The 11,752-nt window shown below is 55.3% G+C and carries 12 protein-coding genes and 1 pseudogene; 8 read left to right on the top strand and 5 right to left on the bottom strand.

All coding sequences use genetic code 11. The annotated features are described in order from the left end of the window. The 3 genes from ERD80_RS10305 to ERD80_RS10295 all read right to left on the bottom strand — a co-directional run. A partial coding sequence (locus ERD80_RS10305; protein ID WP_136546810.1) for a fimbria/pilus outer membrane usher protein occupies nucleotides 1-2,223 on the bottom strand: 2,223 nt, incomplete at its 3' end. Nucleotides 2,224-2,252: 29 nt separating this feature from the next. Continuing rightward, nucleotides 2,253-2,789, bottom strand: a complete 537-nt coding sequence (locus ERD80_RS10300) for a fimbrial protein (protein WP_021507094.1) — start codon at nucleotides 2,787-2,789, stop codon at nucleotides 2,253-2,255. A 63-nt stretch (nucleotides 2,790-2,852) separates the two neighbouring features. After that, nucleotides 2,853-3,377, bottom strand: a complete 525-nt coding sequence (locus tag ERD80_RS10295; RefSeq protein ID WP_021507095.1) for a fimbrial protein — start codon at nucleotides 3,375-3,377, stop codon at nucleotides 2,853-2,855. Nucleotides 3,378-3,517: 140 nt separating this feature from the next. Between ERD80_RS10295 and ERD80_RS10290 the strand changes: the two genes are divergently transcribed. The 7 genes from ERD80_RS10290 (at nucleotide 3,518) to ERD80_RS10260 (ending at nucleotide 9,470) form a co-directional block, all read left to right on the top strand. Further along, nucleotides 3,518-3,769 (top strand): hypothetical protein, encoded by a 252-nt coding sequence (locus ERD80_RS10290; protein WP_125311832.1) that lies wholly within the window; start codon nucleotides 3,518-3,520, stop codon nucleotides 3,767-3,769. A 174-nt stretch (nucleotides 3,770-3,943) separates the two neighbouring features. Further along, on the top strand, nucleotides 3,944-4,807 hold the full coding sequence (locus ERD80_RS10285) for a YicC/YloC family endoribonuclease (protein WP_058771011.1): 864 nt from the start codon (nucleotides 3,944-3,946) through the stop codon (nucleotides 4,805-4,807). 604 nt (nucleotides 4,808-5,411) lie between these two features. Then, nucleotides 5,412-6,335 (top strand): kdo(2)-lipid IV(A) palmitoleoyltransferase, encoded by a 924-nt coding sequence (gene lpxP / locus ERD80_RS10280; protein WP_058780491.1) that lies wholly within the window; start codon nucleotides 5,412-5,414, stop codon nucleotides 6,333-6,335. 53 nt (nucleotides 6,336-6,388) lie between these two features. Beyond that, the gene (locus ERD80_RS10275; protein ID WP_104094262.1) at nucleotides 6,389-7,531 is read left to right on the top strand and encodes an alanine racemase; all 1,143 of its coding nucleotides are present in this window, start codon (nucleotides 6,389-6,391) and stop codon (nucleotides 7,529-7,531) included. Nucleotides 7,532-7,652: 121 nt separating this feature from the next. Further along, entirely contained in the window at nucleotides 7,653-8,048 is a 396-nt protein-coding gene (locus ERD80_RS10270) for a polyketide cyclase (RefSeq protein ID WP_136546808.1), read from the top strand. A gap of 436 nt (nucleotides 8,049-8,484) precedes the next feature. Then, complete coding sequence (locus ERD80_RS10265) at nucleotides 8,485-8,751, top strand: hypothetical protein (protein WP_088516690.1); 267 nt, start codon at nucleotides 8,485-8,487, stop codon at nucleotides 8,749-8,751. A 74-nt stretch (nucleotides 8,752-8,825) separates the two neighbouring features. After that, the gene (locus tag ERD80_RS10260; protein ID WP_088516691.1) at nucleotides 8,826-9,470 is read left to right on the top strand and encodes an oligosaccharide flippase family protein; all 645 of its coding nucleotides are present in this window, start codon (nucleotides 8,826-8,828) and stop codon (nucleotides 9,468-9,470) included. A gap of 79 nt (nucleotides 9,471-9,549) precedes the next feature. Here the strand turns inward: ERD80_RS10260 and ERD80_RS10255 are convergent, their stop codons facing one another. Beyond that, nucleotides 9,550-10,239, bottom strand: a complete 690-nt coding sequence (locus ERD80_RS10255) for a LuxR C-terminal-related transcriptional regulator (RefSeq protein WP_136546806.1) — start codon at nucleotides 10,237-10,239, stop codon at nucleotides 9,550-9,552. A gap of 288 nt (nucleotides 10,240-10,527) precedes the next feature. Here ERD80_RS10255 and ERD80_RS10250 point away from each other — a divergent pair, with 288 nt between their 5' ends. Further along, nucleotides 10,528-11,145 carry a trimeric intracellular cation channel family protein gene (locus tag ERD80_RS10250; RefSeq protein WP_031279636.1) on the top strand — a complete coding sequence of 206 codons (618 nt, stop codon included), beginning with the start codon at nucleotides 10,528-10,530 and terminating at the stop codon, nucleotides 11,143-11,145. On the opposite strand, the pseudogene ligB reads toward ERD80_RS10250, so the two are convergent. Further along, nucleotides 11,059-11,752 (bottom strand): annotated as a pseudogene (gene ligB, locus ERD80_RS10245) (ATP-dependent DNA ligase); the annotation flags it as partial. The gene ERD80_RS10250 and the pseudogene ligB overlap by 87 nt on opposite strands.

The following is an 11,752-nucleotide window of genomic DNA, read 5'->3' as shown; positions in this document are numbered from 1 at the left end:
GGTGATCTGGGTTACCGGGCGCGACGCTTCCACGTTGTCAGCCAGTCCGGTGACATCGATACTGGCGGTGTTGCGGTAATAGCTGTTCACATCCGAAATCACCGCTTTGCCAAAGAAATTGGTATACGTGTTACTGCCACCACCGTTGACCGGTACGCCGGAGACGCCATCGGTATCGACCATCAGACGCGTGCTGCCGGGCATGCCCAGCCGGTGCAGCGCCGCGCCCTGCGGCGTGAGCGTTAAACCGCCCTGCAGTGACAGGCTGGCGCTGCGGTACTGTCCCTGCTGCGCGCTGGCGCTGGCCGTCATGCTGGTCAGACTGCCCTGATGACTGTAAAACCCGCTGAACGACTGACGGCGATCGTTATTGAGGCCGGCGCTCAGGCTGTAGCTGTTATTACTGTCCAGCCGGTCATAAAAACTGGCCGAGTGGGTGGTTTGCTTACCGCTGGTTTGCTGGCTGTAGCTCAGGCTACTGTCACCGCCAATCGGCATACTGAAGTTGAGGTAAACGCTGTCATCGTTTTTGCCGTTATATTGCGTCCGGTTGAGCGACAGACTTAAACTCAGATTCTTAAACCGGCCGACATCAAAGTAGCGCGAAGTGGAAAAGCTCCAGCGATCCAGCGGGGCACGATCCCAATAGGTCTGATGGCTGTAGCTGAGGTAACTACTCAGGTTCAGGCTGCGAAAGTGCTTGTTGAGCGTAATGGTGTAGAGCTCTTTGCTGTTAGAAACCTGCTGGTTGCGATAACGCGCGTCGAGATACTGCGGCAGACTCATAAAGTTGCGCTGCGAAAAGCGGTAGCCGGCAAACGTCACCTGACCATCAAGTTCCTCGAAGCGTTTGGAATAGCTCAGGCGATAAGAGCCGCCGCTTTTGTTGCCCTGCTGCGGCAAGCCAGCCTGTGACTGGGTGGCATCAAACGAAATGGCGCCCAGCAACAGCAGATCGCGCCCCAGACCCATCGATAACGCTTTGTAATTGCCTGCGGCCAGCCCGCCGCCGTACATCGACCAGCCGTTACTGATCCCCCAGGAGAATTCGCCGGTGGCAAACGTAGGGCCCTGCGTTTTGTGCTCTTCGCTGCCTGGTTTGCCGCTGGCGAATTTGTAACGCACGCGGCCCGGACGGGTCAGATACGGGATGGTGGCGGTATCGACGCTAAAGGTCTGCACGCTGCCGTCCTGCTCCTCGACGCGCACGTCAAGCTGGCCGGAGACGGCATCATTGAGATCCTGAATACGAAATGGACCGGCAGCCACCTGCGATTCATAAATCACCCGTCCCTGCTGGCTAATGGTGACTTTGGCGTTGGTTTTGGCGATACCGGTTACTTCCGGCGCATAGCCACGCAGGTTGGGCGGCAGCATGTTGTCATCGCTGGTGATCGCCGCACCAAGATAGCGAAAGCTGTCAAACATGCCGGAATCGAGATAGTTCTCGCCCAGCGTGGCTTTCGCCTGGAGAGAAGGCAGCGGCCGATAGGCGTAAAAGCGTGTCCAGGTGAATTCCTGGCGATGGCTGCCCGTGCCACGATTTTGCTGCATCTGCCAGTCCGCACGCAGGCGCCAGGCACCGGCGTTAACGCCACCGGTGCCGTTGCCGCTCACACTCTGGCTTTTAGCGCCGTATTGCGCACGCGTAGTGGAGGCAAACAGGTTGTAATCCATTAACAGGCCCGGGACGCCGTTATCCCAGCGCGACGGCGGTTCCCAGTTGGCGGCGCTGTACTCCAGCCATGCCTGTGGAATGGTGATGTTGAGGCGAGATTCACCCAGATTGCCGCGCACCTGCATGCCGGAGATGGAATCCACCGCCAGACACTGGCCGTCCTGCAGCCACGACGCGTTTTTCAGCACTTCCGGTTTCAGCGCCAGTTTATCCACCATTTCGGGTGTCAGGCAGGGCAGACTTTCATTCGGCGCATTTTCGGGCGCGTAGTAGCGCACCAGCATTTCCGGAATCTGTGTCTGGTTGACGCGCAGCTCCATCATGTATTCGCCCGGCATGATGTAGCCGGCCTGAGCAAACTGCGACAGATCGATGTTTTGCCGATCGTTGAGATCAAGAATATCGGTGTTGAATGAGACCGCACCGGCAGCGAAGAGCGGAGCACTGTAGCCGAGGGCTAACATTAACGCCACGCTGAGCGGCGTCAGCCTGATACGCTGCCTGCGCACGCATGAGACTGGCGCAGTTAATGAAGCCTTTTTCATGGCAAGCGGTGTCCGTAAACCGTGAAAGATCAGTTGTAATTAATGTGAAAACGAATCGCGGCGGCGTAACTCCCGCTGTGCAGTTGCTGCTGGTTGCTGACCAGCGTGAGCCGATAACGCAGGTCGTGCTGCTGCGTCAGATGCTGATCGATCGGCTGCGCCTCACCGGGAGCAATGGTGTTGCCCTGCGTATCCGTAATCATCAGCTCTACCCCTTTGGCATCGCCATACACAGCAAAACGCTGCTGACCCGGCGGGCCATCGTGGTCAAAGGTGATAGAAAAGGTGCGTGCCACGCCTCCCGACGCGCTGTACTCCACCGGACAATTGACCAGCTGGATAGAGAAGGGAAAACCCGGCCCTTTACCGTCACGTTGCAGGCGCGCCAGCGGCAGCACCCCCATCGCGATGGTTTGTTCAGCATCATCGACCTTAATGGCGCAGGCACCCTGATGAATGGCGCCGCGTAACGCAACGCGGCCGCGGTCGATCAACTGTTCGGCGCGGCAGTCATTGATGAAAAGCACCGATGCCGAAACTATCGCCGCAGGCATAAAACGACTCATCGCCGCAGTTCCTTAAGCGAAAAGATAGAGTGGCGGGCAAGGAAGCCCGCCAGTCTCTGACCATTACTGATAGTTCAGTGCGAAGTCAGCCACGCTCTGGAATTCGCCCGGGACGATAGTCTCAGAAGCGCCGCCACCCTGCAGGAAGGCTGCGAAGGAGAGCTGGTTGTTGCCGTCCATCAGTTTTTGCGCTGGTGTTGCGGTACCCAGTTCAATTTCGGTATCGCCGAAGTTGATGCCGATCGCCGCGCCTGATGCAGTACCGGTGATAGCCAGTTTGCCCGGGATAACCTGAGAGCCAGTACCGGCAAAGGTCACGGTCACTTCTTTTTTGGTTGCGGTGTCGCAGTTTTCCAGTTTGATCTGGAATGGACGCGGTGTAGAACGGCCACCGTCTTTCAGCGCCAGGTTGGAAATCTGACCCAGCTCAACCGTCTGATCGACTGAACCTGGTTCGATGGAGCATGGCGCATCAACAATCGCACCTTTAAACGTCACAGTACCGTTACCTTCACCTGCTGCCATCGCAGAACCCGCCACCAGAGACATAGACAGACCTAAAGCCACAACGATTTTGTTCATGTTCATTTGCTGATTTCCATTTAGGTGAATAAAACAAGGAGCGCGTTCTGCGTCGGTCTTATTCAATTTGCTGTGTATAGAAAAATTTAATTACTTATATTTTTCCTGATGGCCGTCCACATCATTTTTGTGGTTGTCGTCCTCAAGTGGTGCCAACGATAGAGATCAATTTTGCCCTGCGCAACGGTATTTTCGTTATATATGATCAAAAACAACACTCACAAATCCATTATGTTTTAACGGTTATTAAAGCCATTAAAATCAATGGATTGACACAATTCACAGCTTTGCATCAGTGTTTTAATGATTTTAATCAAGGTAAAAACCCTGCCCGTTCACAAGCTGGCGATAATTACCGCAGGTCAATTCACGCAGTAGCTATTTTTTCGCCAGATTAAAATGTTATTTATCTCTGCATTCACAACCTTGATATTTTTATCGCCTGAAAACATCGGTAAATAACAATAAACGCGGTTGTCAAAGGCCTGGCACCCTGCTGTGCGTTTACGCCTATCATGCCGGGAGCACCCTCGCTATAATTCGAAGAACATTTCCTGAATGAGTAGAAGCTTATGATCCGCAGTATGACCGCATACGCCCGCCGTGAAGCCAAAGGCAGCTGGGGCAGCGCCGCCTGGGAACTGCGTTCCGTCAACCAGCGTTACCTCGAAACCTACATCCGCCTGCCGGAGCAGTTTCGCAGCCTGGAGCCGGTGATTCGCGAACGCATCCGCAACCGCCTGACGCGCGGCAAAATCGAGTGCAACCTGCGCTTCGACGCTGATGCCAGCGCCCAGGGTGAGCTGCAGCTGAATGAGTCGCTGGCTAAACAGCTGGTGCAGGCGGCGAACTGGGTGAAGATGCAGAGTGATGAAGGCGCAATTAACCCGCTGGATATTCTGCGCTGGCCGGGCGTGATGACCGCGCAGGAGCAGGATCTGGATGCCATCAACGCGGAACTGCTGCTAGCGCTGGATGGCGCGCTGGACGATTTCATCATTGCGCGTGAAAGTGAAGGCAACGCGCTGAAAGCGCTGATCGAACAGCGACTGCAGGGCGTGACCGAGCAGGTCAGCAAAGTGCGTGCACAGATGCCAGAAGTGCTGAAATGGCAGCGCGAGCGTCTGGTGAGCAAGCTGGAAGAAGCTGAGGTTCAGCTGGAGAACAATCGCCTTGAGCAGGAACTGGTGATGATGGCCCAGCGTATTGATGTAGCCGAAGAGCTGGATCGCCTCGATGCGCACGTAAAAGAGACTTACAACATTCTGAAGAAGAAAGAAGCCGTCGGCCGCCGCCTCGACTTTATGATGCAGGAGTTCAACCGCGAGTCGAACACGCTGGCATCGAAATCGATCAATGCGGACATCACCGCCTCAGCGATTGAGCTTAAGGTGCTGATCGAACAGATGCGCGAGCAGATTCAGAACATCGAGTAACGCTTATCTCTGTAAAGCCCTGCTCAGGGCTTTATCTTTCCTTGCTAACAGCAGCCATTACGCCGGTTTGTATAGCGCCTGGTTGCTGGATCGCACGGTTTTACGGCCTGCCGCAGGTATGCGGTGAGATTTTGCTGCACACCGTAGCCATAGGGTAAGCCTGATTGAGCTATAACGCTTCCATATAGACACAATAGTGTCTGAGCATGGCTTTTTTAGCGTCAAATGGACATTACTGTGTCTGGAACTGGCTTGCAGAAGCTACCAGTTGCAGTGGTAGACCAATATTTAATTTTCGCAATGTAAGGATTATTGCCTGAATGATGAACAACTGTGTCTGTTACTGACCGAAAATGACATATAAATCTGGCCAGCCAATCCACCAACCTATTGTTTTTAAGCAGTTTAAACCCAATCCGATTTCATTCTCACGCCAGTTAGTGCACGATCCATCAATCATCTGAATCCTGAAGATTGCAGAGTTTACATATCTTATACGGCACTATTTGCTAAAGTGCCGGTCGTAATAACTACAGTTGTACCGCACCGGGAACCATGGACCGACTTCTTCGCGCGTTACATTCACTCCTGACATGAAGGCGCTATGAAGAAAACCGGGCAGTTCTGTTCCAAACTTTTGCATCCCCGCTACTGGTTTACCTGGTTCGGGCTGGCAGTGCTCTGGCTGCTGGTGCAGCTCCCCTATCCTTTATTAATCCGGCTGGGTGCGACAGCGGGCCGGCTATCACGCCACTTCCTGAAGCGGCGCGAACGCATCACGCGGCGTAACATCGAACTCTGCTTCCCGCACATTAATGAAGCCGAGAAAGAGATGATGATTGCCGGCAATTTTGAGTCGCTGGGCATGGCGCTGGCGGAAACTGGCATCGCCTGGTTCTGGTCCGATGCGCGCGTGCGTCAACTTTTTCAGGTGCACGGCATCGCCAATCTTCAGCATGCGCAGAGCCAGCAGCGCGGCGTGATGGTGATTGGCGTGCACTTTATGTCGCTGGAGCTGGGTGGCCGTATCACCGGACTGTGCCAGCCGATGATGGCCATGTATCGCCCGCACAATAATCAGGCGATGGAGTGGGCGCAAACCAAAGGGCGCATGCGATCCAATAAAGCAATGATTGATCGACGCGATCTGCGCGGCATGGTTCAGGCGCTGAAACAGGGCGAAGCCGTCTGGTTCGCGCCGGATCAGGACTACGGCCCGAAAGGCAGCGTGTTTGCTCCACTGTTCGCGGTCGAGAAAGCGGCCACCACCAATGGCACCTTTGTGCTGTCGCGGCTGGCGAAACCGGCGATGCTGACCATCGTGCTGATTCGTAATGCGCGCAAAGACGGCTATCAGCTGATCATTCAGCCGCAGCTGGAAAACTACCCGCATGATGATGAAGCGGCCGCCGCGGCGTACATGAATCGGGTGATTGAGAAAGAAATTCTGCGCGCGCCTGAGCAATATCTGTGGCTGCATCGCCGCTTTAAAACCCGTCCGCCAGGCGAAGCTTCACTTTACGTCTAACCAGCGCTCGTGAATGATAGTCCGCACCAAGACATAACCTGCGGACTATTATAATGGAACACACTGAGACAGCAGGCTGGCTGCGACCGCTGCACGCCGACCGGCTTACGCCCTACCTGGAAGTTGATGCTGCGCGCCTGCAGCGTAACCTGCAACGGATGCAACAGAAAGCCGATGCCGCCGGCGTCGCGCTGCGTCCCCATATTAAAACCCATAAAAGCGTCTGGATCGCTGAACAGCAGCGCCAGCTGGGTGCGCGCGGCATTACCGTGTCGAAACCGAGCGAAGGCGTGGCTTTTGTGCTCGGCGGGGCACGCGATGTGCTGCTGGCCTATCCCGTGGTGCACGCCGCCGCGCTGACCGAACTGCTGCAGCTGGCGGCACAGCATCAGGCACGCATTACCTGCATCGCAGATTGCGCGGCGGGCGTGAGCGCCATTGCCGCCGCCCATCAGCAGCAGCCGGACTGCGCGCTGGCGATCGCCATTAAAGTGGATGTGGGTCTGCATCGCGTTGGCGTCGATCCGCATAGCGATAGCGCGCTGACGCTGGCGCAGCAGATTGTCGCCAGCGGATTGCCCTTCGCCGGGCTGATCTCGCATGCGGGTCATGCGTACGCTGCGGGTCATGCCACGGCGATAGCTGAGGTGGCGCAGCAGGAGATCGCGCTGATGCGTGACCTGCAACGGCGGCTGCTGGATGCCGGCTTTGTTCCTTGTCCCATCTCGGTTGGCTCCACGCCCACGGCGCTGGCGGCACCGGTAGCCGCTGGCAGCGATGAAATTCGTCCCGGCAATTATGCCCTGCTGGATCTCACTGCCTGGCGTCTGGGCTTGTGTGAGGCGGATGCGCTGGCGTTAACGGTCGTGACGCGCGTGGTGGCCGTTAATCCTTATTACGCCATCATTGATGCCGGCTCCAAAATGCTGAGCTCGGACAAAGGCCCGCACGGCACCAATGCCAGCGGTTTCGGCATCGCGGTGGACGAGCATGGCCATCAGTATGAAGTGCAGAAGTTGTCGGAAGAGCACGGCTTTTTAACCTATGGCGAACATGCGCCTGCGGTTGGCGCCCTGTTGCGCATCTTCCCTAACCACAGCTGCGCGGTGGTGGCGCAATCCGATCGCTTCGTGCTGCGTCAGCCCGACGGCAGCGCCGGACTGCATGACATTCAGGGCCGTGGCCGTTTTATCTGACAGAAAACGCTGTTGCAGCACACTTCCGTCACCGGGCCGTTTGCAGTCCGGTGACCTTCAGTTAAGGTGACAGGCGATGTTTCAGGTTTAATTTGTCGTTTACCTGCCCCGCGGAGGCTCCATGCTGCCATCTCAGACAGTGACGCTCACCATTCCCCGTAACTGGTTAGATCTGTACGAAACCATCTGGAAACCCGAATGTTTTGCGAAGTGGGCCAGCGGCCTGAGCAGCAGCACGCTGACGCAGGAAGGCCAGTACTGGAAAGCGAAAGGCCCGGAAGGCACAGTGAAAATTCGTTTTACCCCCTATAACCCGTTTGGCGTGATGGATCACTGGATCGACACCGGCAGCGGTAAAGAGGTTTATATGCCGATGCGGGTCATTGCCAACGAGCAGGGGGCCGAAGTCGTCATGGTGGTTTATCGCCAGCAGCTGATGTCTGACGAGAAGTTCGCCGGGGATGTTGCCTGGGTAAAACGCGATCTTGAACGCCTCCTGCATCTGTTAACCCATTAGAATCAATGCATTATCCCACCATCCGCCCTTTATACTGCGCTGGACGCAATCGCTAAAAAGCGCCATTTTTTTCGCGCAGCAGTGTTTAACTGTTTCACCGCGCGCAAAGCGCATTTTCGCACCATTCACCAGTCTGGCTAAAGCGTCGTAACCGGGAAAATTCCTGGTCGTGCCGGACTGGCGAGAGCTGAGTGCTTCTGATTTAACTCTGTTTTTTCCTGTGCGCTGACTTGTTCAACTTTGCAGCGTCATAAAAGGTGGAAAAGGACTAATAAATTGTAAAGACCAGAACTTATATATTCACATCCATATTCTGAAACCATTTATTCCTGCAGTCGATTTATAGGAGTTTTCTTATGGTGTTAATTTAAATAAAACACGGTATAACTCCTTCACACACAGCAGTACTTAATAATAAAAACAGCAGGGACATAACATGGATCGCTCAACCTATCCTTTGTTATCTGAAAAAGAATTTGTTGAGATTGCCAGACGGATACTGGCCGGGAAATATAATAATGCAAAAGGATTTTATAACGATCTCGCGGATTTCCTCCTGACCGGAGGAGATACCGCGCAGACGCCACAACAATTACGCGCCAGGGGCATCATTTTATTATCAGAGCATCACTTAATTAACAGCATCGCGACCTGGCCGGCACTGAAAGGTATCTCAGGACTGCGACAGCAAGCGCTGCATTGATGTGATCTGTACTCTGGGCCGCCGCCCGGGTGAACCCTTAATTGCACTGGTACATGTACCATAATGAGCAGAGTATGGCGATACGCGAAAGAAATCTGGCCAGCGCCAAATGGTCAGTGTTGTCATCCATAAAAATCGTTGGCATTGGGGTATTACAGCTTTCACTGCTGGCGCAAATCCTGCAGGCAAATGAGCTCAATTTGCTCGCGATTGCCGTAGTGATATTATTAGTGATTGATACATTAGCCGATCGCGGCTTCGGTAACGCACTTATTCGCTATCAAAGTTTAAATAACAGCGAACTCTCGACGCTTTACTGGGGTAATGTATTAAGCGGTTTATTTATTTTTGCCGCGCTGTTTATCGGCAGTGACATTTACAGCCGAATAATGGGACAGCCGGAACTGGCAATTATGCTGGAGATGATTTCCGTCATCTTTATTATTATTCCGCAGGGGCAGCACTATCGCGCCATCCTGCAACGGGAAAAACAATTTACGCGCATTGCCTTTACGGAAACGTCTTCCGTGCTGGCAGGGCTGGCGGTCACGCTGTTTACCGTGTGGCTGACGCCGTCAGTGCTGTGCGCCATCTGGGGTTACCTGGCGATGGTTTCCATCAGAATGCTGATCTACTGCTACTACGGACGTCCCTGGTTCCAGCCGGAGTACCGTTTTAGCCTGAAAGCTTTCGCCGCAGTGCGAGCAAGAAACGGATAATAACAACAAGTCTGTATGGTGGGCTCTGGGCATCTGCAAGATGCGTTCGCGTGCTGGTTACCAGCACGCTTTTTTCTTTTTATGCTTCCAGTAACTCTTCCAGCGAATGATAAGCCAGCTCGCTCAGCTTGCCATTGCGGTGCAGGCGCAGCCATCCCACCAGCATGCGCAGCTCATCAATCACCATAAACAGATCGGCCATGTCGTTTTTGCTTTTCACCTGCAGGCGGGTTAGCGCATTCAGCTTGTGTGCATTCACCGTTTTATGGCTGATACCGAGCCGGTTACCAATCTGCTCCGTGTTGTAGCCCCACGCCATCATCAGCAGCACCCGCAGCTGCCGGTCCGGTAGCAGAATGTCAGCCCCCTCCTGCAACTGCGGTATCCCGCCAGCGATACAGGCCAGCAGGCAACGACACAGCGCGGTGTGTGAGGACTTTAAATCGAGGACGCTGAGTCCGGGCAGATAACGACTGAGAGCGTGCATCATCGGCAACAGGCGTCGCGTCAGTACCAGCACCTGCATAGCCGGAAACTGCTGCTGCAGCGCATACAGCACTTTGAAGGTGCCACTCAGCGGCATATTCTCGTGAAAGATAAACACCAGCAAGCGGGGTCGCAGCTTTTCACACTGCGAGATGACGGTACTGAGCGACCAGAGCTCATGCACCCGGCAGCCTACCGGTAATGCCGTCAGCAGGCTTTCCAGCCCGAGTGCCGCCAGCTTATCGGAGGAGTAATAGAGGATGTCTACGCTGTGTTTTTTCATGCCTGTCCAGAGTTGCTGCACGTCGCGCCCGTAAATGATGAGCCTGAATGAGCAGGCATTAATCAGGTACGACACATCATCGGCGAAACTTAAATCAGGGCCGATCCGCCGTCTCGCATCATTTTTATTGATGCGAAAACACCGGCTGATAACCGCGTTATCTCTGTAACAAGCCCATAAGCAGGCTCGCCATTAAGATGGCTAATCCGAAAACCTTTTTTTAGAAAATCTCAGTGGTCTACACTCTGGGAAATCTTTAGCCTTGCCGCCAGTTTACTGGAGTGCTCTATGTTATTAACCGTCCTGTACATCATTGGAATTACCGCCGAAGCAATGACCGGTGCGCTGGCGGCAGGCCGACGCAAAATGGACCTGTTTGGCGTCATTATTATTGCGTCGGTCACGGCGATTGGCGGCGGCTCGGTGCGCGATATCCTGCTGGGCCACTATCCGCTCGGCTGGGTGAAACACCCGGAATACATCATGATCGTCGCGGCGGCGGCCGTGGTCACCACCTTTGTCGCGCCGCTGATGAATCATCTGCGTAAAGTGTTTCTGGTGCTGGATGCGCTGGGTCTGGTGGTGTTCTCGATTATCGGCGCACAGGTTGCGCTGGATTCCGGCCATGCGGCGATCATCGCCGCCATCGCCGCAGTCATCACCGGCGTTTTTGGCGGCGTGCTGCGCGATATGTTCTGCAACCGCATTCCGCTGGTATTCCAGAAAGAGCTGTACGCCGGCATCGCTTTTGCCTCCGGCTGGATGTATATCCTGCTGCTGAAAACGCCGCTGGCACATGAAGTAGTGGTGATCATCACGCTACTGTTCGGCTTCTTCGCCCGCCTGCTGGCGCTGCGCTTCCGCCTCGGTCTGCCGATTTTCAACTACCCCCACCCCGAGCACTGACGGCTGCGCCGGGATATTCTGCTGCTGCAGAAAGTGAATCAGCGACTGCAGGCGCGCATCCTGCAGCATCGTCACCAGCCGCAGTGCCAGGACGTTGCCGATACCCGGCAGCTGCTGCCAGCTGTCGGCTGAACGCGCCAGCAGCTGCGACCACTGCGTATCGGGCAACGCCTGGAGCGCCGTGCGCGGCAGCGGTAAGCCCAGCGCGCTGATCCAGCGGCGCAGCGGCTGCTGGCGCGTCAGGTTAAAGCGATGCCAGATCTGCCGGGCGCGTACGGTGGAGATGCCCTGTGCCTGCGCAATCTGCTCTGGCGTGAGCGTCAGCCAGGAGAACAGGTGGCTGATGCTGCCACCGTCCAGCAGGCGCTGCCAGCTACTGCGCTGCATGCCAGCAATATCCAGCACCGACTTATGACTCAGCCAGCTGAGGCGCGACAGAAACTGCGCGCGACACCCTGTGCTGAAGTGCAGGCAACTCAGCGGATTGAATACGTCGTCCTGTGGCGGCTGGGGATAGTCGCGCTGCGCCACGCGCCAGATCACCCGTTCCAGCCGCGGAATACCCAGCCCGGCCAGCGACAGCGTGACCTGATCGCCGGCGATCACA

Source organism: Pantoea sp. R102, from assembly GCF_004916815.1.
In the GTDB taxonomy this organism is placed as follows: Bacteria; Pseudomonadota; Gammaproteobacteria; order Enterobacterales; family Enterobacteriaceae; genus Pantoea; species Pantoea dispersa.
This window is presented reverse-complemented; position numbering and strand designations above follow the sequence as displayed.